Origin of the sequence: Pseudomonas ovata, from assembly GCF_003131185.1 — a bacterium.
Taxonomy (GTDB): domain Bacteria; phylum Pseudomonadota; class Gammaproteobacteria; order Pseudomonadales; family Pseudomonadaceae; genus Aquipseudomonas; species Aquipseudomonas ovata.
This window is the reverse complement of the sequence record NZ_QFFU01000002.1, coordinates 206,852-228,361: the sequence shown is the minus strand read 5'-3', so window position 1 is coordinate 228,361 and position 21,510 is coordinate 206,852. Positions and strand designations below refer to the sequence as shown.

General features: G+C 63.8%; 18 protein-coding genes. 10 read left to right on the top strand and 8 right to left on the bottom strand.

Annotated features, from left to right (window positions below):
• Positions 1 to 12 precede the first annotated feature (12 nt).
• Positions 13 to 567, bottom strand: a complete 555-nt coding sequence (gene msuE, locus DGA31_RS04175) for an FMN reductase (protein WP_109511644.1) — start codon at positions 565 to 567, stop codon at positions 13 to 15.
• A 351-nt stretch (positions 568 to 918) separates the two neighbouring features.
• Here msuE and DGA31_RS04170 point away from each other — a divergent pair, with 351 nt between their 5' ends.
• Positions 919 to 2,160, top strand: coding sequence for an acyl-CoA dehydrogenase family protein (locus tag DGA31_RS04170; RefSeq protein WP_109511643.1), 1,242 nt, complete (start codon positions 919 to 921; stop codon positions 2,158 to 2,160).
• A 172-nt stretch (positions 2,161 to 2,332) separates the two neighbouring features.
• On the opposite strand, the gene DGA31_RS04165 is transcribed toward DGA31_RS04170, so the two are convergent.
• Both DGA31_RS04165 and salA read right to left on the bottom strand, forming a co-directional pair.
• A complete protein-coding gene (locus tag DGA31_RS04165; RefSeq protein ID WP_109511642.1) occupies positions 2,333 to 3,667 on the bottom strand; it encodes an MFS transporter in 1,335 nt (444 codons plus the stop codon).
• A gap of 43 nt (positions 3,668 to 3,710) precedes the next feature.
• The gene (gene salA, locus DGA31_RS04160) at positions 3,711 to 4,991 is read right to left on the bottom strand and encodes a salicylate 1-monooxygenase (RefSeq protein ID WP_109511641.1); all 1,281 of its coding nucleotides are present in this window, start codon (positions 4,989 to 4,991) and stop codon (positions 3,711 to 3,713) included.
• A 299-nt stretch (positions 4,992 to 5,290) separates the two neighbouring features.
• Between salA and DGA31_RS04155 the strand changes: the two genes are divergently transcribed.
• The 3 genes from DGA31_RS04155 to DGA31_RS04145 all read left to right on the top strand — a co-directional run bounded on the left by DGA31_RS04155 (position 5,291) and on the right by DGA31_RS04145 (position 8,244).
• Positions 5,291 to 6,190: a LysR family transcriptional regulator gene (locus DGA31_RS04155; protein ID WP_109511640.1), complete on the top strand. Its 900-nt coding sequence runs from the start codon at positions 5,291 to 5,293 to the stop codon at positions 6,188 to 6,190.
• Positions 6,191 to 6,306: 116 nt separating this feature from the next.
• Entirely contained in the window at positions 6,307 to 7,443 is a 1,137-nt protein-coding gene (gene lldD, locus DGA31_RS04150; RefSeq protein WP_056839519.1) for an FMN-dependent L-lactate dehydrogenase LldD, read from the top strand.
• Positions 7,444 to 7,533: 90 nt separating this feature from the next.
• Positions 7,534 to 8,244 (top strand): hypothetical protein, encoded by a 711-nt coding sequence (locus DGA31_RS04145; protein WP_109511639.1) that lies wholly within the window; start codon positions 7,534 to 7,536, stop codon positions 8,242 to 8,244.
• Positions 8,245 to 8,711: 467 nt separating this feature from the next.
• Here DGA31_RS04145 and DGA31_RS04135 read toward each other — a convergent pair whose 3' ends face one another.
• Positions 8,712 to 9,638, bottom strand: coding sequence for a LysR family transcriptional regulator (locus DGA31_RS04135; RefSeq protein ID WP_109511637.1), 927 nt, complete (start codon positions 9,636 to 9,638; stop codon positions 8,712 to 8,714).
• A 146-nt stretch (positions 9,639 to 9,784) separates the two neighbouring features.
• Between DGA31_RS04135 and DGA31_RS04130 the strand changes: the two genes are divergently transcribed.
• The 4 genes from DGA31_RS04130 to aldA are packed head-to-tail and all read left to right on the top strand — an operon-like array spanning position 9,785 to position 14,575.
• Entirely contained in the window at positions 9,785 to 11,083 is a 1,299-nt protein-coding gene (locus tag DGA31_RS04130; RefSeq protein WP_056839524.1) for an MFS transporter, read from the top strand.
• Positions 11,084 to 11,099: 16 nt separating this feature from the next.
• Entirely contained in the window at positions 11,100 to 12,284 is a 1,185-nt protein-coding gene (rhmD, locus tag DGA31_RS04125; protein WP_109511636.1) for an L-rhamnonate dehydratase, read from the top strand.
• Positions 12,285 to 12,307: 23 nt separating this feature from the next.
• On the top strand, positions 12,308 to 13,108 hold the full coding sequence (locus DGA31_RS04120; RefSeq protein ID WP_109511635.1) for an aldolase/citrate lyase family protein: 801 nt from the start codon (positions 12,308 to 12,310) through the stop codon (positions 13,106 to 13,108).
• A 33-nt stretch (positions 13,109 to 13,141) separates the two neighbouring features.
• Positions 13,142 to 14,575 carry an aldehyde dehydrogenase gene (gene aldA / locus DGA31_RS04115; RefSeq protein ID WP_109511634.1) on the top strand — a complete coding sequence of 478 codons (1,434 nt, stop codon included), beginning with the start codon at positions 13,142 to 13,144 and terminating at the stop codon, positions 14,573 to 14,575.
• A gap of 163 nt (positions 14,576 to 14,738) precedes the next feature.
• On the opposite strand, the gene DGA31_RS29515 is transcribed toward aldA, so the two are convergent.
• Positions 14,739 to 14,984, bottom strand: a complete 246-nt coding sequence (locus DGA31_RS29515) for a hypothetical protein (protein WP_152034990.1) — start codon at positions 14,982 to 14,984, stop codon at positions 14,739 to 14,741.
• Here DGA31_RS29515 and DGA31_RS04110 point away from each other — a divergent pair.
• Entirely contained in the window at positions 14,983 to 15,336 is a 354-nt protein-coding gene (locus DGA31_RS04110; protein ID WP_109511633.1) for a hypothetical protein, read from the top strand. The genes DGA31_RS29515 and DGA31_RS04110 overlap by 2 nt on opposite strands.
• 26 nt (positions 15,337 to 15,362) lie before the next feature.
• A complete protein-coding gene (locus tag DGA31_RS04105; RefSeq protein ID WP_241509519.1) occupies positions 15,363 to 15,596 on the top strand; it encodes a hypothetical protein in 234 nt (77 codons plus the stop codon).
• 22 nt (positions 15,597 to 15,618) lie between these two features.
• On the opposite strand, the gene pgm is transcribed toward DGA31_RS04105, so the two are convergent.
• From pgm to DGA31_RS04090, 3 genes are all read right to left on the bottom strand, one after another.
• Positions 15,619 to 17,259, bottom strand: a complete 1,641-nt coding sequence (gene pgm, locus DGA31_RS04100; protein ID WP_109511631.1) for a phosphoglucomutase (alpha-D-glucose-1,6-bisphosphate-dependent) — start codon at positions 17,257 to 17,259, stop codon at positions 15,619 to 15,621.
• Between the two features lie 111 nt (positions 17,260 to 17,370).
• Positions 17,371 to 19,680, bottom strand: coding sequence for an ATP-dependent DNA helicase (locus DGA31_RS04095; protein WP_109511630.1), 2,310 nt, complete (start codon positions 19,678 to 19,680; stop codon positions 17,371 to 17,373).
• Between the two features lie 117 nt (positions 19,681 to 19,797).
• On the bottom strand, positions 19,798 to 21,501 hold the full coding sequence (locus DGA31_RS04090; RefSeq protein ID WP_056839540.1) for an amidase: 1,704 nt from the start codon (positions 21,499 to 21,501) through the stop codon (positions 19,798 to 19,800).
• Between the last annotated feature and the right edge of the window lie 9 nt (positions 21,502 to 21,510).

Sequence of the window (21,510 nt, the reverse complement as noted above, 5' to 3'; positions counted from 1 at the left end):
AGGTGTGGAAAATCAGGCGGCGCTGAGCGCGGCGGGATGAAAGAAGGCGATGACCGGGTCGAGCGCCCGCTCGATGCGCGCCAGGTGCGCGGCCTCAAGCAACTGGTAATCGGTAAAAGCCTCGGCGACGACGTACAGGCCGTAGGGCAAGGTGTGCGCCTGGAAAAAACCGAACAGCGGGCGCAGCTGGTGATCGATGACCAGCGCATGGCGGTCGCTGCCGCCGGTGGCCGCCAACAATACCGGCACACCCTTGAGCGCCTGGTGGTCGACCAGGTCGAACAGGTGCTTGAACAGGCCGGTATAAGAGGCGCGGTAGACCGGGCTGCCAGCAATGATCAGGTCGGCGTTTTCGATGGCCTGCAGGTGCGGCAGCAAAGCCGGTGATGCCGTGTCGCGCTCCAGCGAACCGGCCAGCGTGCCGGCCAGTTCAGCGACGCGCACCCAGTGCACTTCGACCGGCAGGCGCTGCTGCAGTTGATGGGCCACGGCCTGCAACAGGCCGTGGGTTCGCGATGGGGTGCGCAGGCTGCCGGAGACCACCACGACCTTGATTGTCTTGCTCATTTCATCCTCCCAGGCACATGCCTCGATACAGGACGCTAGAGCAGCAACCGTGCCAATCAATAAAAGTCTTTTAAATCAAATAGATATAAACAAATCACACGAGTGGGACGATGTCTGTCCAACAGCAAGGTGTCAAACAACTGTTGATCCACGAACAGTGCGCAGGGGGTATGACAAGGCCTGGTACGCAAGACCGCTGTGTGCCTGGCAACAGTACTTCAGCAAGCTGCTGCAACGGACACAGCATGCTCCTGACCTTGAAACATTCAAGCCTATGATTTTTAACGAATTATCAGTCAGGCACGAAGCTTGCGAAAGCCCGGTATCGCTCATTGATCCAGGAGATACCCGATGTCTGTCCAGCAGCACTTGCCCCAACTGTCCACCGGCACCGACTATTCGACACTTGCCGAACGGTTCCGCCCGATCTTCAAGCGCATCGCCGACACGGCGCTGGAGCGCGAGCACAGCCGCACCCTGCCCCATGAGCCCATTCGCTGGTTGAAGCAAGCAGGTTTTGGCGCGGTGCGCGTGCCGCGTGAGCACGGCGGCGATGGCGCCTCGCTGACGCAACTGTTGCAGTTGCTGATCGAGCTGGCCGAGGCCGACTCCAACATCCCCCAGGCCTTGCGCGGCCACTTTGCCTTTGTCGAGGACCGCCTCAACGCCCATGCCCACACCGACCAGACACTGTGGTTCGAACGCTTCGTCAGGGGTGAACTGGTCGGCAATGCCTGGACCGAAGTCGGCAACGTCAAACTGGGCCAGGTGATCACCCGGGTGTCACAGGACGGCGAGCGCTGGGTGGTCAATGGCACCAAGTACTACAGCACCGGCAGTATCTTCGCCGATTGGGTCGACCTGTATGCCCAGCGTGACGACACCGGCGAAGACGTGATCGCCGTCACGCGCACCGCCCAACCGGGCGTGACGCTGCAGGATGACTGGGACGGGTTTGGCCAGCGCACCACCGGCAGCGGCACGTCGGTGTTTGTCAATGCCGAAGTGGCCGAACACGACATCCTGCCCTTTGCCGGGCGCTTCAAGTACCAGACCGCGTTCTACCAACTGGTGTTGCTGGCTGTGCTGGTCGGCAGTGGCCGGGCGGCGGTGCGTGACTTTTCCAGCCAGGTCCGCCAGCGCACCCGCGTGTTCAGCCACGGCAATGCCTCATCGGTGGACCGCGACCCGCTGGTGCAGCAGGTGGTGGGCCGCGCCTCGGCGCAGGTGTATGCCGCCGAAGCCACCGCGGTGCGCGCCGCCGAGGCCTCGCACGGGGCTTATCTGGCGCATTTTGGCACTGACGTCGAGGCTGAGCGCCAGGCCAACCTGGCGGCCGAGCTGGAGTCGGCCCAAGGCCAGGTAGTGATCAGTGATCTGGTGCTGCGCGCCACCAGCGAGTTGTTCAACGCCCTGAGCGCCTCGGCCACCAGCATCGGCAAACAGCTCGACCGCCACTGGCGCAACGCCCGCACCGCCGCCTCGCACAACCCGCTGATCTACAAGGAACGCATCATCGGCGACTGGGAAATCAACGGCACCGAACCGCCGTATATCTGGCAGATTGGCGCAGGCTCCAAAACCACGCAGTAACGCGCCTTGTAGGAGCGCGCTCTGCCCGCGACCGGCTGCGTTAGCAGTCGTAAATTTGTGGCGTTTCATACATCTTGAACGTTCACAATTATAAGTTTTCAGGGTTTCCGAGATTTTGCGAGCGCTTCGCACTCGGTCGCGGGCAAGCGCGCTCCTACGCCCCAGCCCGCGTCTACAGGCTGGCAGCTTTTACAGCTGTCAGCGGCGCGCCGGACGTGTTGAACAGGAACACCAGCACCGCCAGCGCGCCCACTACCCCTGGCAAGGCGAACACCAGAAAGCTTACTTGCAGCGGCAAGCCTGAGGCGTGCAGCGCGCCGCCCAGCAGCGGGCCAATGATCGCACCGGTGCGGCCGATGCCCATCGCCCAACCCAGCCCGGTGCTGCGAATCTGTGCCGGGTAGTACTGCACGGTGCAGGCATTGGCCAGAATCTGGGTGCCGATGGTGCAGGCCCCGGCAATCGCCACCAGCAGGTACAACACCGCCAGCGGCGCCTTGAACGACAACAGCGCCAGGGCCAGCGCACCACAAGTGAAAAACCCCAGCAGCACCTTGCCCAGCCCGACCCGGTCGCCCAGCCAGCCGCCGCCGATCGCGCCGATGATCGCCCCCACATTGAGCACCAGCAGAAAGGTCAGGCTGGAGTTAAGGCCGTAGCCGGCACCACTCATCAGCTTGGGCAACCAGGAACTGAGTGCATAGACCATCAGCAGGCAGCAGAAGAACGCCAGCCACAGCATCAACGTGTTCAACGTGCGGCCTTCGCGAAACAGCTCACCGATCGACACATTGGCATGCCGGCCCGAGGCCTGCTCCAGCGCATCGCCCGCCGCAGGGCGGTAATCCGGCACCGCCTGTTCCAGAATGGCCTGGGCTCGTTCGGTCTGACCGCTGCGCAGCAGGTAGTTCATCGATTCGGGCAACTGGCGGACCAGCAACGGCAGCGCCAGCAAGGGAATGGCCGCCACATAGAACACCGCCTGCCAGCCCCATAGCGGGATCAGCCACATGCCCAGCCCCGCCGACAACATGCCGCCCAATGAATAACCGCTGAACATGATCGCCACCAGGGTGCTGCGCGATTGCCTGGGCGAATACTCATTCATCAAGGCCACCACATTGGGCATCACCCCGCCAATGCCAAGCCCGGCAATGAAGCGGCACAGGCCGAACATTTCCGGGCTTTGCGCCAGGCCATTGAGCGCCGTGACACCGCTGAACAGGATGACGCAAAAGGCAATGGTCTTGCGCCGGCCGATACGGTCGGACAACGAGCCGAAAAACAGTGCGCCGATCATCATGCCCACCAAGGCGCAACTGCCCAGCGCCCCGGCCTGCATGGCGCTCAGGCCCCATTCGGCCATCAGCGAGGGCAGCACCACCCCGTAGATCACCAGGTCGTAGCCGTCGAAGATGATGATCAGCGCGCACCACAGCAGCACGCGAGCATGAAAGGCATTGAAACGAACCCCGTCCAGCAGGGCGGTGACATTGATTGTGCGCATGGCATGGCTCTTTATTGTTGTTATGAAACCGTCAGGTGCTGGGTCAGGCGGCTTGCAACCAGCCCAGCCGCTGCCGGGCCTGGCGCAGTTCGTTGTCGAAATCGTGCTCCCACAGCCAGGCGAAACGCTCGGCCAGGGTTTGCGCCAGCAGGCCTTCATCGGCGGCGGTGTGCGGCTCGCGCAGTTCATACAGCTCACCGGCCTGGTGCGAGGTGCGCTGCACGCGGCAGGCACGCGGCCGGCGGATGGCGTCATAGGCCGCCAGCACCTCGGGCAACGACGCCTCAAGCACCTGCGGGTCGGCCAGCAGCCGCGCCAGCAGCCAGGCATCTTCCAGTCCTTGCCCGGCGCCGGCACCCTGGTGCGGCAGCATGGCGTGGGCCGCATCGCCGATCAGCGCGACGCGACCGTGCACGTAACCGGGCAATTCATCGAGTTCATGCAAGGCCCACAGGGTCGGCGATGGAATGCATTCGAGCAGAATCCGCGCCGCATCCCCCCAGCCTTTGAAGGCCTGCAGCATTTCCTCCTGGGTCGTGGTGCGCACCCAGGGCTGATCCTGCGGCCACACCGGTTGCGCCTGGCTGCGGTCGGAAATGAAGGCCACAACGTTGATCAGACGGCCCTGCTTGACCGGAAAGGTCAGGATGTGCGCGTCCAGCCCCAAGTACATTTGCGGCACATCCAGCAGATGCTCATCGACACCCCGGGCGCGGTAGGCAGCGCGCAGGGTGTCGCTGTCGATCATGCCGCGATAGGCACAGGTGCCGCTGAAGCGCGGGCTGGCCAGCGGCTGGCCAAGGCCGGTCAACACATGGTCGCGAATCGACGACTTGATGCCATCGGCCCCGATCAGCAGGTCGCATTCATGCGTGGTGCCGTCGGTAAAGGCAATGCGCACATGGTCGTCGGCCTGGCTGACACCGGCGGCGCGCTTGGCGAACTGCGCAATGCCTTCGGGCAACTGGGCCGCCAGTGCATCGAGAAAGTCGGCGCGGTGCACCGAGGACTGACCGACACCGGCGGCGACACTGGCGCTCAGGTAACCGGCATCCGCGCCACGACGCCATTCGAACCACACATCCTGCCAGGGCGCAGGGGTCTGGTCGGCAATCTGCCGGTAAGGCTCGGCAATCCCGAGACCGGCAATGGCGCGCACGGCATTGGCACCGAACGACACCCCGGCACCGACCTCGCCAAAGGCCGCCGCCGCTTCGAACAGCTGGACATCAAGGTGGGCATGGCGGCACAGGTCGATGGCCAGCGCCACACCGGCAATACCGCCACCGACAATGGCAACGCGCAAGGAAGAAGGGTTTTGCATGATAAGGCACCCCCATCGGGCTGATTGTTTTTGGAGTGAGCCCATGGTGCGCCGTGGTACGGTATTGATAAATGCAGTGAAACGTATAGAAACTATCACCGATGTGAATATTCCATTCAGCCTGGAATCCGCGCTCGGCACTAAATCCGCAGGAGCAACCAACGGTCGCGAAAGCAGAGTGTCAGGCACCCAAGAGGTTGAGCTTACCGGCCCTTTCGCGACCGCGGGTCGTTCCCACAAGTACTCTGGATCCGGGCTCGGCCTATCAACATGATGTTTACGAATTGGAATTGGCCCGTATGAACCTGCGCGACCTCGACCTCAACCTGCTGCTGGTGCTGCATCAACTGCTGATCGACCAGCAGGTCTCGGTCGCCGCCGAACACCTCGGGCTCAGCCAGCCGGCCATGAGCAACGCCCTCAAGCGCCTGCGCACCGCGCTCAACGACGAGCTGTTCGTGCGCACCGGGCGGGGCATGCAGCCCACCCCGTATGCGGCCAGCCTGGCCAAACCGGTGGCGCAGGCCTTGGCGTTGCTGGGGCAAGCCTTGCAGCCCAGGATAGCGTTCGACCCGACGTCGAGCCTGCGGCGCTTTACCCTGGCCATGACCGACATCGGTGAGATCTGGTTCATGCCGCGCCTGATCGAGGCCTTGCTGCAGCGCGCCCCCGGTGTGTCGGTCACCACCGTACGCAGCGATGCACAGTTGTCCGAAGGACTGGCCGGTGGAACGGTCGATCTGGCGGTCGGCCTGCAACCGGATCTGCAGAATGGCTTCTATCAGCGCCGACTGTTTATCCATCGCTACGTGTGCCTGTGCCGGCGCGACCATCCGCTGACGCGCCAGCCCATGAACAGTGATGATTTCTGTCGCCAGGCCCATGTCCATGTGGCGGCCACCAGCACCGGCCACGGCGAGGTCGAGCAGCACCTGCGCCGCGCCGGTCTGCAGCGCGACATTCGCCTGCAAGTGCCGCATTTCGTGGCCGTGGGGCATATTTTGCAGCGCAGCGACCTGGTGGCCACCGTGCCCGAGCGCTTTGCCTCGACCTGCCTGGTGCCCTTCGACCTGGTCGCCCTGCCCTTGCCGGTGCCGCTGCCGGAAATCGCTATCAATCTGTTCTGGCATGCGCGCTACCACAAGGACCCGGCCAACCAGTGGTTTCGCGACCTGATGTTTGAACTGTTCAGCGACTGAGCCGGTGTATCGATAACCACAAGGTATCGACTGCTCGCTAAATCGCAATGGTCTGTTATAGGCCTCTGCCTCTAGACTGTGGCCAAACGCGAACAACAACAGAGAATGCTCCCGCCATGATCATTTCGGCCTCCACCGACTACCGCGCCGTTGCCCAACGCAAGCTGCCGCCGTTCCTGTTCCACTACATCGATGGCGGCGCCTATGCCGAGCACACCTTGAAGCGCAATGTCGCCGATCTGGCCGATATCGCATTGCGCCAGCGGGTGTTGCGCAATATGTCGGACCTGAGCCTGCAAACGCAATTGCTCGGCGAAACACTGGCCATGCCGGTGGTACTGGCGCCGGTCGGCCTGACTGGCATGTACGCGCGCCGTGGCGAAGTGCAGGCGGCCCGGGCCGCCGATGCCAAGGGCATCCCCTTCACCTTGTCGACCGTGTCGGTGTGCCCCATCGAGGAAGTCGCCCCGGCGATCAAGCGGCCCATGTGGTTCCAGCTGTATGTGCTCAAGGACCGCGGCTTCATGAAGAACGCCCTGGAGCGCGCCAGGGCCGCCGGCGTCACGACGCTGGTATTCACTGTCGACATGCCGGTGCCGGGCGCACGCTACCGCGATGCGCATTCGGGCATGAGCGGTCCGAACGCGCCGCTGCGGCGCATGCTGCAAGCCTTCACCCACCCGGCCTGGGCCTGGGACGTGGGCCTCAACGGGCGGCCGCACGACCTGGGCAATATCTCGGCTTACCGCGGCCACCCTACCGGCCTGGCCGACTACATCGGCTGGCTGGGCGCCAACTTCGACCCGTCCATTTCCTGGAAGGACCTGGAGTGGATTCGCGAGTTCTGGCAAGGTCCGATGATCATCAAGGGCATCCTCGACGCCGAAGACGCCCGCGATGCGGTGAGCTTTGGCGCCGACGGCATTGTGGTGTCCAACCACGGCGGCCGCCAGCTCGATGGCGTACCGTCCACGGCCCGGGCGCTGCCGGCGATTGCCGATGCGGTCAAGGGCCGCCTGGCCATCCTGGCCGATTCCGGTATTCGCAACGGCCTGGATGTGCTGCGCATGATTGCCCTGGGCGCCGACAGCGTGATGCTCGGCCGGGCCTTTATCTATGCGCTGGCCGCGGCCGGTGGCGCGGGCGTCAGTCACCTGCTGGAACTGATCGAGAAGGAAATGCGCGTGGCCATGGTCCTGACCGGTGCCCGTTCGATTGCCGAGATCAACGCTGATTCACTGGTGCGAACCTGAACCGCCGGTCAGGATAAAAGCAGTCGACATTACAGTTTCCGGCGGTACGGCCGATCAGTTCTGTACGCCCACCAATCATGGAGTGATGAGATGGATGTCTCGCTCAATACCCTTTTCAACCCATCGACCACCGTCAACCTGACCCGCTCGACCGAGTCCATCAAGGTCCAAGCCGACTTGCTGGACGCCGGCACCGTCAAGACCCTGATCACGCCCGCCGCCCTCTACCAACCCGATTCCGGCAGCGGCGTCAGCGGCCAGCCGATCAAGCCTGCCTGGGCCGGCATCCCTGAAAACACAATCTTCAAGGCCGCGGCGGCCCAGTACAAGGAAGCCTATAACGCGCTTGAGCTTTCCTACGCTGACTTCAAGGCCGGCCTGGCCTCACGGTTTCCGGAACTGGCCGACAAGAACTTCAGTTTCACCATTGTCGAAGACGGCAGTCTCAAGGCGATCAACAGCGGCGGCCAACTGAGCGGCCCGGAAATGGAGCAGCTCGACTCGTTGTTGAATGCATCGGAAAGCCTGACAACCTCGGCCCTCCTCTACCGCGACTCCGCGATTGCCATGGTCGACGCCGACGCGCCGTGGGGTGGCAACCTGATGGGCGAGTATGTCCTGAACAAGGAAAACTTCGCCAAGACCATCGACCTCGGCGCGCTGTTCATCGAGCGCAAGGACAACGAACTGACCAGCGAAAAAGTCGCCGGCTGGTTCACCAGCCAGTTATGGAGCAAGGGTCAGTACGAGCCGTTCAAGTCTGAAGTGATCGAGATGAAGCCAACCGACACCCCTTCATAACCTGCCAGCGCAACACACGGCCGGCCGGCAAATCACCCTCCTACCAAAAATAAAATAAATTATTGATTTTATTGAGTTTTATTCAAAAACGTCGTGGGAGGCGGCTTGCTGGCGATTGAGCGCAAAGCGCTCACGGAAATTGATTAGCGCTGAAAACTTACGACTGCTGCGCAGCCGATCGCCAGCAGAGCTGCCTCCCACAGTCCGATGCCAGGCACGAGACCGTGGGCGACATCAATCCTGTGGGAGGCGGCTTGCTGCGGGCGGCGACCCGACGATGAGGCCAGCAAGGCCCATACACCTGCTGCGCCTGTCATATAGTCATCGCCAGACAGTTGCTGTCTCCCAAAGGCCCGCGCCGAGGCCTGACTGACTGGCATGACTTCGTAGGAGCGACCAGCGGTCGCGAATGCCGCTGTGATCATGCGGACCTTTTCGCGACCGTTGGTCGCTCCTACAGATCGGGGCTACGACACAGCGCGCCGGCGCAGCAGATCAATGAACAGCTGCAGTTCCCGACTGATCGGTTCATTTTTACGCCGCAGCAACCCGAACGGCGCCATTTGCGCGTCAATGCTGATGGGCAGCGCGGTCACCAGGCCCATCTTCAGGTAGTCGCGCATGGCCGACTCCGACAGCACCATCACCGCATCGGTCAGTTGCACCAGTTGCTGCATCGAGTACACCGAACTGCATTCGATGATGTCCGCCGGCATCGGCAGTTCATGGCGCAGCAGTGCCTGTTCGAAGGCCACCCGCGCCGGGCTTGATTGCGGTTGCAGAATCCATGGCCAATCCCTCACCAGCTCGTGCCAGTGCAGTACCGGCCTGTCGGCCAACGGGTGGCCGCTGTGCACCACGGCAATCAGTTGCTCGTTGCCCAGGGGCTCGAACTCGTATTGTTCGCGGTCATTGCTCAAGTCACGCCGGGCCACGGCAATGTCCACCCGTCCCTGCTCCAGTAACTGCACGACCTGATCACTGGTGTCGCCCATGATGCGCAGGCGCAGGCGCGGGTTGAGCGCCTTGATTTCGGCCACCGCATGCATGACCAGGTCCGGTGCGGCGCCCATGATGGTGCCGATCGCCAGGTAGCCATAGCCGCCCTGCTGACGCGCCGCCAGGTCGGCCGCGCAGCGATCCAGGCCACTCAGCGCCGCCTCGGCAAAGCGCAGCAGCTCGCGGCCCAGCGCCGTGGGCTGCATGCCGCGCGGCAAACGCTCGAACAGCTCGCAGCCAAACATGTCCTCGATCTCTTGCAGCATGCGGCTGGCGGCCGGCTGCGACATGTTCATGCTCACCGAGGCGCGGTGCAGGTTGAGGCTGGAGCCGAGCATCATCAGCATCTGCAAATGCTTGTAGCGCAGCCGGCCAAACAGGTGGTGATCGCTCATGCAACCCTCTTTAGACCGATACCCTCAAGGTATCGGCCAACAGCTAATTTCGATTGGTCATGCATCATAGGTACGCAGTAGAGTTTGTTCCACAAGAAAGATCATCCGCTGTTACTCAGTCGAATAATTCCAAAAAGGAAGCTGACGTGAACACTCTCCCTGCCTCATTGCTGGCCAAGGTCTCCTGGCGGCTGCTGCCCTTCCTGCTGTTGATGTACATCATGGCCTTTCTGGACCGTGCCAATGTCGGCTTTGCCAAACAGGCTTTCCAGGCCGACACCGGCATCAGCGATGCCGCGTTTGCCTTCGGTGCCGGGGTCTTCTTTGTCGGCTACGCGCTGCTGGAAGTGCCCAGCAACCTGATCATGCACCGGGTCGGCGCCAAGCTGTGGATGTGCCGGATCATGGTCACCTGGGGCCTGGTCTCGGCCGCCATGGTCTTTGCCCACAACGAAACCACCTTCTATGTCTTGCGCTTTCTGCTGGGTGTGGCTGAAGCCGGCTTTTTCCCGGGCGTGATCCTCTACCTCACCTACTGGTTTCCCAGTGCCGCACGCGGCAAGGCCATGGGTTTCTTTTACTTCGGGGCACCGCTGGCATTCATCTTCGGCAGCCCGTTGTCGGGCCTGCTACTGGAGCTGGACGGCGTGCTGGGCAGCCACGGCTGGCAGTGGCTGTTCGCCGTGGAGGGCCTGATGGCCAGTGCGGTGGGCATCTGGGCGTACTTTTACCTGGACAACCGCCCTGCCGATGCCAAATGGCTGACCGCACAGGAGCGCACCCAGTTGCAAGGCGTGCTGGACGCCGAAGACAGCCAGAAGCAAAGCCACGGCAGCCTGCTCAAGGTGCTGTGCCAGCCGAGCGTGCTGTACCTGTGTCTGATCTACCTGCTGATCCAGGCCAGCGTCTACGGCGTGGTCTTTTACCTGCCCACCCAGGTCGCCGGCCTGCTGGGCACCAAGGTCGGGCTGATGGTCGGCATTGTCGGCGCCATTCCCTGGGTCTGCGCCTTGATCGCCGCCTGGAAAATCCCCGGCATCGCCGATCGTACCGGCCAGCGCCGCACCGTGGCCGCCCTGACTCTGGTGGTCTCCGGGCTCGGCATCGCCGCCTCGGTGACCTTCGCCAACCCGGTGCTGGGCATTCTGGCCCTGTGCTTTGCCGCGTCGGGCTTCATTGCCGTGCAGCCGGTGTTCTGGACCTTTCCGGGCAGCTTTCTGGCCGGCTCCGCAGCCGCTGGCGCCATTGCGCTGATCAACTCCTTTGGCGCCCTGGGCGGGTTCATCGCGCCCATCCTCAAGAACTGGGCCGAAGGCGCCTTCCAGTCCCCGGCGGCAGGCCTGTACCTGCTGGCCGTGACCACCTTCATCGCCGCCGCGCTGGTGATGGGCATTCGTGCCCCGCGCACGGCCCAGCCGCACAAGCAGCCAACCTTCCAGCATTGATCAAGAGGCATCCACCATGGCCACTCCGACCATCAAACACGTTCGCGCCTACGTTCTGCGAGGCGGCGGCGCCGATTACCACGACCAGGGCGACGGTCACTGGATCGACGACCATATCGCCACCCCCATGAGCAAATACCCCGAATACCGCCAGAGCCGGCGCAGCTTCGGCATCAACGTGCTGGGCACGCTGGTGGTCGAGGTCGAGGACAGCGACGGCAATGTCGGCTTTGCGGTGACCACCGGCGGTGAACCGGCGGCCTATATCGTCGAAAAACACCTGGCGCGTTTCGTCGAGGGCGCCAAGGTCACCGACATCGAGCGCATCTGGGACCAGATGTACTTCTCGTCGCAGTACTACGGACGCAAGGGCCTGGTGATCAACACCATTTCCGGCATTGACCTGGCGCTGTGGGACCTGCTGGGCAAGGTGCGCCAGGAGCCGGTGCATCAACTGCTGGGCGGCGCGGTGCGCGACGAACTGCAGTTCTACGCCACCGGCGCCCGCCCGGACCTGGCCCAGAAAATGGGCTTTATCGGCGGCAAACTGCCCTTGCACCACGGCCCGGTCGAAGGTGAAGAAGGCCTGCGCAAGAACCTTGAGCACCTGGCGGTGATGCGCGAGCGGGTCGGCAAGGACTTCTGGCTGATGCTCGACTGCTGGATGAGCCTGGACCTCAACTACGCCACCCGCCTGGCCCAGGGCGCCCACGAGTTCGGCCTGAAGTGGATCGAAGAGGCGCTGTCGCCCGACGACTACTGGGGCTACGCGGCCCTGAAGAAAAACGTGCCCACCGGCATGCTGGTGACCACCGGCGAGCACGAAGCCACCCGCTGGGGCTTTCGCATGCTGCTGGAGATGGGCTGCTGCGACATCATCCAGCCCGATGTCGGCTGGTGCGGCGGCATCACCGAACTGATCAAGATCTCGGCCCTGGCCGACGCCCACAGCGCCATGGTGGTGCCGCACGGCTCGTCGGTCTACAGCTACCACTTCGTGGCCACGCGCACCAACAGTCCGTTTGCGGAATTTCTGATGATGGCGCCCAAAGCCGATGAAGTGGTGCCGATGTTCCACCCGCAACTGCTCGGCGAGCCGGTGCCGGAAAACGGCCGCATGCGCCTGTCGAAACTCGACAAGCCAGGCTTTGGCGTCGACCTGAACCCTGAATGCCAGCTGCATCGGCCGTATCAGCACTGATTCTTTTGCACAGGAACCCTCTCATGAGCATGCCCCGCAACGCGTTCAAGGCCGCCTTGGCCAAAGGTGAGCCGCAGTACGGCATCTGGGCCGGTTTCGCCACCGGCTACGGCGCTGAAATCACCGCCAGCTTCGGCTATGACTGGATGCTGATCGACGGCGAACACGCGCCCAACACCGTGCCGTCGGTGCTGGCCCAGTTGCAGGCCGTGGCACCCTACACCACGGCGCCCGTGGTGCGCGCGGTCGGTCATGATCCGGTGCTGATCAAGCAGTTGCTGGACATCGGCACCCAGACCCTGATGATCCCGATGGTCGAAACCGCCGAGCAGGCCCGGGCCCTGGTGCAGGCCATGCGTTACCCGCCGCACGGCATCCGGGGCGTCGGCGGCGGCCTGACCCGCGCCACGCGCTGGGACGCGGTGCCCGACTACATCAACACCGCGCACGAACAGCTGTGCCTGATCGTGCAGGTCGAGTCGCGGGCCGGGGTTGAAAACGTCGCGGCCATCGCCGCGGTCGAAGGCGTCGATGCGGTGTTCATCGGTCCTGCCGACCTCTCCACCGGGCTGGGCCATATCGGCAACCCGTCGCACCCCGAGGTGCAGGACAAGATCCGCCAGGCCATCGACGCCACCCTGGCCGCCGGCAAGGCTTGCGGCATCCTGGCGCCCGCCGAGGAAGATGCGCGGCGCTATCAAGGCTGGGGGTGCCAGTTCATCGCCGTGGCCATCGACATCAGCCTGATGCGCCAGGCCGCCCTGAGCAACCTGGCGCGCTACCGGGAATCAACCGAACAGCGCCCGGCGTCGCGCACCTACTGAGTCTTGCGTACCTATCGAACAGGAACATCGAACATGACTGCTTTGCCGATCTACGAGAACTACATCAACGGCCGGTTCGTCAGCAGCACCGAGCACCTGGATGTCTTCAATCCGGCCACCGGCACCTTGCTGGCCAAGGTGCCCGCCTCCGATGCCAGCCAGGTCGACGCCGCCCTGGCGGCGGCCCGCACCGCCCAACCCGCCTGGGGCCGCCGCCCGGCCAATGAACGGGCAGGCTACCTGCGCAGGATTGCCAGCAAGATTCGTGAAAACGTGCCGCACCTGGCGCGCACCATCACCCTGGAGCAAGGCAAGATTTCGGCGCTGGCCGAAGTGGAGGTGAATTTCACCGCCGATTACCTGGACTACATGGCCGAATGGGCGCGGCGCATCGAAGGCGAGATCATCACCAGCGACCGTCCCGGCGAGAACATCTTCATGTTCCGCAAGCCGCTGGGTGTGGTGGCCGGCATTCTGCCGTGGAATTTCCCGTTCTTCCTGATCGCCCGCAAGATGGCGCCGGCGCTGGTCACCGGCAACACCATCGTGATCAAGCCCAGTGAAGAAACGCCCAACAATTGCTTCGAGTTCGCCCGCCTGGTGGCCGAGATCGACCTGCCAGCGGGGGTGTTCAATGTGGTCTGCGGCGACGGCAGCGTGGGTGCCGCCCTGACCGCGCACCGCCAGGTGGACATGATCAGCTTCACCGGCAGTGTCGAGACCGGCACGCGGATCATGAGTGCTGCGGCGCCCAACATCACCAAGCTCAACCTGGAGCTGGGCGGCAAGGCACCGGCCATCGTGCTGGCCGATGCCGACCTGGACCTGGCGGTGCGAGCCATTCGTGACTCGCGCATCATCAATACCGGGCAAGTGTGCAACTGCGCCGAGCGAGTGTATGTCGAGCGCAGCATCGCCGATCAGTTCATCGAGAAGGTCAGCGCGGCCATGGCTGCCACGCGCTATGGCGACCCGCTGGCCGACAGCACAGTGGAAATGGGCCCGCTGATCAACCGCCAGGGCCTGGAGAGCGTGGCGGCCAAGGTGCGCAACGCACAGGCCCAGGGCGCGCAGTTGATCACCGGCGGCCAGGTGGCCGACCAGGGCATGGGCTTTCATTACCAGCCGACCGTGCTGGCCGGGTGCAACGCGAGCATGGAGATCATGCGCAAGGAGATTTTCGGTCCGGTGCTGCCGATCCAGATTGTCGATGACCTGGACGAAGCCATCGCCCTGGCCAACGACTGCGAATATGGCCTCACCTCCTCGCTCTATACCCGCGACCTGAGCAAGGCGATGCACGCCATGCGCGAGATTGACTTTGGCGAAACCTACATCAACCGGGAGAACTTCGAGGCCATGCAGGGCTTCCATGCCGGGGTGCGCAAATCGGGCATGGGCGGTGCAGATGGCAAGCACGGGCTGTATGAATACACCCATACGCATGTGGTTTATCTGCAGGCCTGATCGTAATGCATGATCCGCGGGAGGGCGCTCTGCTCGCGACTTCGATGAGACAGGCGATACAAATGCGGCAGATTCCTTGCCGCTATCGCCAGCTGCCTCCCATAGCCTGGTGCCAGGCCCGAAATTCAGGGTCACATCAATTCTGTGGGAGGCGATCCGAAGATCAGGCTAGCAAGACCAACACACCTGCTGCGCCTGTCCCATAGCCATCGCCAGCAACGAGCTGCCTTCCATCATGTCCATTCGTCGCAGCGCAGCGATCTTTATCAAACTTTGCCGGGCGGTTTTCTTTCCCAAGCTCATGAGTGGCCGGTTTCAGCCGGTCTTTCAAGGGAGACGGACCGTCAATCCGGCCGTTATCAGGGCCGTCCTTCAAGGCGGCCCGGGTTTGATCAAGAGGTGTACCCATGAAGACTTCATTGCGTCATGCACTGGCCACGGCGGGCCTGGCTTGCCTATTGACCATCCCTGCCCTGGCAGCCACCGCCACCGCGGCGACTGTCAGTGACATTCCGGCTGGCGTCGGCCAGCAGCCCATGACCCCCGGTGGCTCGGCATTGCCCCCTGGCACCCGGTCGGCTGATCCCAGTGGCCGCAATGGCACCGACGGCAGCAACGTACGCCCGGAAACCCGCATGACGCCCGACGGCCGACAGGATCTTGAAAAAGAACCGGCCGTCGAGCGTCAGGCGCCCGGCACACACGCGCCCAAAACCCCTGACGATGAGCCCAGGAAAGACAGCCCTCGCAAAAGTCAGTAAGCGCTACAACGATGTGGATTGACCTGATGCAATGGCCGGCGATGGCCATTACCGTTCTGGCGGCCTGGTTTACCGGCTGCAAGACACCGCGCCGACGCATGATCGGCTTCTGGTGCTTCTGCCTGAGCAATGTGCTGTGGGTGATCTGGGGGCTGCACGCCAGTGCCTGGGCACTGATCGTGCTACAGGTGCTGCTGGCGGGCATGAATATCCGGGGGTATTGCAAGAACCGTCGACTCAAGCGTGCCCAGGCGGACTGATCCGCCCGGACACCCATGGGTTTTAGCGAATCGCGGTGTCCACCAGGGTCTGGGCTTGTGCAACCAGGCGCTGCAGGTGATCGTCGCCAATGAAGCTCTCGGCGTAGATCTTGTAGATGTCTTCAGTGCCAGAAGGACGCGCAGCGAACCAGCCGTTCTCCGTCATCACTTTCAGACCACCAATGGCCTGGTCGTTGCCCGGTGCGTGGCTGAGCACGCGCTGGATCGGTTCGCCGGCCAATTCGGTGGAGGTGACCTGGTCGGGCGACAGCTTGCCCAGTGCGGCTTTCTGCTGCGGGTTGGCCTTGGCGTCGACACGAGTGGAGAATGGTTCGCCCAGTTCGGCGGTCAGCGCGGCATAACGCTCGCTGGGGTTCTTGCCGCTGGTGGCGGTCATTTCGGCCGCCAGCAACGCCGGGATCAGGCCGTCCTTGTCCGTGCTCCAGACGCTGCCATCGCGACGCAGGAACGACGCCCCGGCGCTTTCTTCGCCGCCAAAGCCCAGCGAGCCTTCGTACAGGCCCTGGGCAAAGTACTTGAAGCCCACCGGCACTTCATACAGCGTGCGGCCCAGGCGCGCAGCCACCCGGTCAATCAGGCCACTGCTGACCACGGTCTTGCCCACAGCGGCATCGGCGCGCCACTGCGGGCGGTTCTGGTACAGGTAATCGATGGCCACCGCCAGGTAGCTGTTTGGCGTCATCAGGCCGCCCGTGGGCGTGACGATGCCGTGGCGGTCGTGGTCCGGGTCGCAGGCGAAGGCGATCTGGTAACGGTCCTTGAGGCCGATCAGGCTCTGCATCGCATGGCTGGAAGACGGGTCCATGCGGATCTGGCCGTCCCAGTCGACGCTCATGAAGCGGAAGGTCGGATCGACGTGCGGATTGACCACATCCAGGTCCAGGTTGTAGTGCTCGGCAATGGCCTGCCAGTAGCGCACACCGGCCCCGCCCAGCGGATCGACGCCCAGCTTCAGGCCTGAATGGCGAATCGCATCCAGGTCAATGACGCTTTTCAGGTCAGCAACATAGGTATTGAGGTAATCGTGACGATGGGTGGTGTCGGCCCGCAGGGCCTTTTCATGGCTGACGCGCGACACCCCCACGACCTGCTCGGCCAGCAGTTCGTTGGCCTTGTTCTCGATCCACTTGGTGACATCGCTGTCGGCCGGGCCACCATTGGGCGGGTTGTACTTGAAGCCGCCGCTCTGGGGTGGATTGTGCGACGGCGTGATGACAATGCCATCGGCCAGGCCGCTGGTACGGCCACGGTTGTAGCAAAGGATGGCATGGGACACCGCCGGTGTCGGGGTGTATTCGTCGCCGACGGCGATCATCACCTGAACACCGTTGGCGGCCAGCACTTCCAGGGCCGTGGCACTGGCAGGGGTCGACAGCGCGTGGGTGTCGGCGCCCAGGAACAGCGGGCCGTCGATGCCCTTGCTCTGGCGGTACAGGCAGATCGCCTGGCTGATGGCCAGGACGTGCCATTCGTTGAAGCTCAATTCAAAAGAGGTGCCGCGATGCCCGGAAGTCCCGAAGGCCACACGCTGGGTGGTCACCGACGCATCCGGCTGGCCGGTGTAGTAGGCCGTGACCAGCCGAGGGATATCGACCAGCAAATGCTCAGGGGCCAGCTTTCCGGCGAGGGGACTCAGACTCATGCAACCTCCATTTAAATAAGAAATAGCGGCTGGTTACGTAGGAAAAAACCAGACCAGCGGCAGTTTACTGGCACTTCGACTGTTATGCCCGATTTTGATTCCCTAAAAAAGCTAGTGCAGCCGCCACCAGGACGGGAACAGCCGCTGCACCTTGGGTTCGGCAAAGCGATCATCGATCAGCATCACTACGCCCCGGTCATCCTGGGTACGGATCACCCGGCCTGCAGCCTGCACCACTTTCTGGATGCCGGGGTACAGATAGGTGTAATCGTAGCCGTCACCGAACAACCCGGCCATGCGCTGTTTGAACTGTTCGTTGACCGGGTTGAGCTGGGCCAGCCCCAGGGTGGCAATGAATGCGCCGATCAGCCGCGCGCCCGGCAGGTCGATACCTTCACCGAAGGCGCCGCCCAGCACGGCAAAGCCGATGCCCTGGCTGGTGGGGGTAAAGCGTTGCAGAAACCCCTGACGCTCGGCCTCGCTCATGCCCCGGGACTGGCTCCATACCGGCACCTCTGGATGGGTGATGCGCATCAGCTCAAGCACCTGTTGCAGGTAATCGAAGCTGCTGAAAAACGCCAGGTAGTTGCCGGGGCGCGTCTGGTACTGCTCGGCCATCAGCGCCACGATGGGCGCCAGCGATGCCTGGCGGTGGGTGTAGCGGGTCGAAATGCGACTGACGATGTTCACTTGCAGTTGCTCGTGATGAAACGGCGACTCGACATTGATCCACACCGTGGTGCCCGGCAAACCCAGCAGGTCGGTGTAGAAGCGCTGTGGCGTCAGGGTCGCGGAAAACAGCACCGTGCTGCGCGCCGCATTCAGCCGCGGGCCAATGAAACGCGCCGGCACCACGTTGCGCAGGCTCAGGCGTGAGCGGCTGCGCTGGCGGCCGATGTCGCGCACCAGAACGTCGAAAATGAAATGCTCATCGAACAGCTCGGCAATGCGTGTAAAGCCGATCATCTCCAGATACAACCCCTGCAAGGCGGCGGCATGAACCTGCTGCGGGTGTTCATTGAAGTAGTCACCCAATGTGGTGATGCAGCCGGTCAGGCTGGCCAGCCATTTGCCAGGCAACTGCGCATGGGCCTGGTAAGGCCGGGGCTGGGCCTTGTTCAAGGCACTCCATTGCCGGTTGAGGCGTTGCAAGGCCTTTTTCACTGGCTCCGGTGCTTGGCCGATGACCTCGGCCAGCGCCTGTTGGTCAAGGCTGGCGCTGTACATCTGTCGGCTGCGGTCGACCATGTTGTGCGCTTCGTCCACCAGCACCGCGACCTGCCACTGGTTAAGCTGGGCCAGGCCGAACAGCATGGCGTTCAGGTCGAACCAGTAGTTGTAGTCGGCAATCACCGCGTCGGCCCAGCGTGCCAGCTCCTGGCTCAGGTAATACGGGCACACCTGATGCGCCAGCGCCACCTCGCGCACCCCGGCCTGGCTCAGCCACGGCTGTTGCACCGCGGCCTGCCGGGCCGCCGGCAAACGGTCGTAGAACCCTTGGGCCAGCGGGCAGGAGTCGCCATGGCAGGCTTTGTCCGGGTGCTCGCAGGCCTTGTCACGGGCGACCATTTCCAGCACCCGCAATGGCAGGCCCGGTGCATGCAGGCCAAGGGTTGCCAGGGCATCGAGGGCCAGTTGGCGGCCGGGGGTCTTGGCGGTCAGGAACAGCACTTTGTCCAGCCCACGCACCGGCATGGCCTTGAGCAACGGAAACAGGGTGCCCAGGGTCTTGCCAATGCCGGTCGGCGCCTGGGCCATCAGGCAACGGCCGGTGCTCACGGCTTTATAGACCGACTCGGCCAAAACCCGCTGACCGGTCCGAAAGGCCTCGTGCGGAAAGCTCAGGTCGGTCAGCGCCCGGTTGCGTGCGCCGTTGTGCGCCAGTTCCTGCCCGGCCCAGTGCAGGAACAGGTCGCACTGGCGCACGAAGAACGCGTGCAGTTCATCACGGCTGACGTGCTGGCGGATCAGCGTCTCGCGCTCGGTGGCGACATTGAAATACACCAGCGCCAGCGTCACTTCGCGCAACTGGCGTTGCTGGCACAACAGCCAGCCATAGACCTTGACCTGCGCCCAGTGCAACTGGCGATGGTTCTCGGGCATGGCGTCCAGCTCGCCACGGTAGGTCTTGACCTCCTCAAGCTGGTTGAGGATCGGGTCGTAGCCATCGGCCCTGCCGCGTACGGTCAGGGCGCCATGCTCACCTGTCAGCGACACCTCGGCCTGATAGGCCGCGCCGCGCCGGGTGGCCACGGTCTGGTGCCCGAGCATGCCTTCAAGCGCCGTGGGTGACGGGGTAAAGCGCAGGTCCAGGTCACCGGCCTTGGCCGTGAACTCGCACAAGGCCCGCACCGCGACGGTGTAGCGCGCGGGCACCGGCTCAGCGCCGGGCAATGGCGGTAAAGGGCTTGGAAGGGTCACGGCGCGGTTCAACCATCGGCAAAGGGGCACTGGATGGGCGCACAGTAACCAGCCGGCCCCATGCTGGCAAATGGAAATGGATCGGTGGTGCGCACGACCGCACCACCCTGCCCGTTCCTATGCCAGCGGCGGCGTGCGCGGCGGCACCCGGCGTTTGTTGCCGGTGGCCTCGTAGGCCGAGGCCAGATGCAGCAACGCGTTGTCGTCATAGGCGCGCCCGGCGAAAGTCAGGCCCACCGGCATGCCGATGTCGGCCATTACCCCCATGGGCACAGTCACGGTCGGCACGCCCAGATGGCGGATGGCAAGGTTGCCATTGGCGACCCAGACCCCGTTGCGCCAGGCAATGTCGTTGGACGCCGGGTTGACGTCGGCGTCGGCAGGCGCCACGTCGGCCACGGTGGGAAAGATCACCGCGTCCAGTTGCAGACGGTCCATCCACTCTTCCAGATCGAGGCGTCGCGTCTGTTCAAGGCCGCGCAGGCCGTCCGGCAATGTGGCAATGCGGTCCCAGGGCGTAATGCCCCGTTTGGCCATGTTCACGTACTCGTCCATGCCCGCCGCCAGTTCATCTTCGCGGTTGGGCAAGGTGCCAGGGTCATGCGGGAAAATCTGCGCGCCATCGACGTCTTCAAGGCGGTTCAGGGCCGGATCGCCATTGGCCCGCAGGAAGTCGTCAAAGGCCCAGCCCGACAGTTCCCACAGCTCATCGTGCATGAAGGCTTTGGAAACCAGGCCGCGATTGAACACCGTCGGCGCGCCCGGGCGGTCGCCTTCGCAGTTGGACACCAGAGGGAAATCGGTCTCGACCACCTCGGCACCGGCGGCCAGCAACGCCTGGCGGGCCTGCGCCCACAGGTCGATCACCGCTGGCCGCGTGTCGATGCGCTGGCCGGTGGGGCCACCGATGCCGGGAGCCTCGCTGGTGCCCATTTCCGGGTCCTGGTTGATGAACATCTTCGGCACGCCGAACCGCTTGCCGGCCAGCGCACCGGGGCCGGCTGCCAGCGCCGGGTAGGACGCCGGGCGCACCGCCGAGGCTTTCGGGATCGGCACCCAGGGTTGCAGGCGCCACAGATCGCCACGGGTGTCGGGGTCGTCGGCCACCACCACGTCGAGCACTTCGAGCAGGTCGGCCATGGTCCGCGCATAGGGCACGACCACGTCCATGGTCGGGGTCAGCGGCCAGTTGCCGCGCACCGAGATCACCCCGCGTGAAGGTGTATAGGCGCACAAGCCGTTATTGGACGCCGGCCCGCGCCCGCTCGACCAGGTTTCTTCGGCCAGACCAAAGGCGGCGAAACTGGCGGCCGTGGCCGTGCCGGCGCCATTGGAGGAGCCCGACGCAAAGGGGGCGGTCAGGTAACCGCCGTTATAGGGGCTTTCAGCACGGCCATAAACGCCGCGTTGCATGCCGCCATTGGCCATGGGCGGCATATTGGTCTTGCCCAGGCAGATGGCACCGGCAGCGCGCAAGCGCTCGACGGTGAAAGCATCCTTGTGCGCCACCAGGTCCTTGAACGCCGGGCTGCCGGATGCCGCGGTCAGGCCCTTGACCAGATAACTGTCCTTGGCGGTGTAGGGAATGCCATCGAGCGGCCCCAGCACCTGGCCGCGCGCACGGCGGGCATCGCTGGCCTCGGCCTCGGCGAGCGCCTCGGGGTTGCGCACCACCACGGCATTGAGGGCGGTGGCCGTGCCCGGACCATCAAAGGCCTCGATACGGGCCAGGTACGCCTTGACCAGCCCGACCGCCGTGGTCTGGCCGGCCTCAAGCGCGGCGCGCAGCCGGGCAATGGAAACTTCGGTGACTTCTATCATGGAGGTGTT

Coding starts and splice junctions, on each gene's coding strand:
- msuE (WP_109511644.1), bottom strand. CDS start 567: ATGAGCAAGACAATCAAGGTCGTGGTGGTCTCCGGCAGCCTGCGCACC.
- DGA31_RS04170 (WP_109511643.1), top strand. CDS start 919: ATGTCTGTCCAGCAGCACTTGCCCCAACTGTCCACCGGCACCGACTAT.
- DGA31_RS04165 (WP_109511642.1), bottom strand. CDS start 3,667: ATGCGCACAATCAATGTCACCGCCCTGCTGGACGGGGTTCGTTTCAAT.
- salA (WP_109511641.1), bottom strand. CDS start 4,991: ATGCAAAACCCTTCTTCCTTGCGCGTTGCCATTGTCGGTGGCGGTATT.
- DGA31_RS04155 (WP_109511640.1), top strand. CDS start 5,291: ATGAACCTGCGCGACCTCGACCTCAACCTGCTGCTGGTGCTGCATCAA.
- lldD (WP_056839519.1), top strand. CDS start 6,307: ATGATCATTTCGGCCTCCACCGACTACCGCGCCGTTGCCCAACGCAAG.
- DGA31_RS04145 (WP_109511639.1), top strand. CDS start 7,534: ATGGATGTCTCGCTCAATACCCTTTTCAACCCATCGACCACCGTCAAC.
- DGA31_RS04135 (WP_109511637.1), bottom strand. CDS start 9,638: ATGAGCGATCACCACCTGTTTGGCCGGCTGCGCTACAAGCATTTGCAG.
- rhmD (WP_109511636.1), top strand. CDS start 11,100: ATGGCCACTCCGACCATCAAACACGTTCGCGCCTACGTTCTGCGAGGC.
- DGA31_RS04120 (WP_109511635.1), top strand. CDS start 12,308: ATGAGCATGCCCCGCAACGCGTTCAAGGCCGCCTTGGCCAAAGGTGAG.
- aldA (WP_109511634.1), top strand. CDS start 13,142: ATGACTGCTTTGCCGATCTACGAGAACTACATCAACGGCCGGTTCGTC.
- DGA31_RS04110 (WP_109511633.1), top strand. CDS start 14,983: ATGAAGACTTCATTGCGTCATGCACTGGCCACGGCGGGCCTGGCTTGC.
- DGA31_RS29515 (WP_152034990.1), bottom strand. CDS start 14,984: ATGGGTACACCTCTTGATCAAACCCGGGCCGCCTTGAAGGACGGCCCT.
- DGA31_RS04105 (WP_241509519.1), top strand. CDS start 15,363: ATGCAATGGCCGGCGATGGCCATTACCGTTCTGGCGGCCTGGTTTACC.
- pgm (WP_109511631.1), bottom strand. CDS start 17,259: ATGAGTCTGAGTCCCCTCGCCGGAAAGCTGGCCCCTGAGCATTTGCTG.
- DGA31_RS04090 (WP_056839540.1), bottom strand. CDS start 21,501: ATGATAGAAGTCACCGAAGTTTCCATTGCCCGGCTGCGCGCCGCGCTT.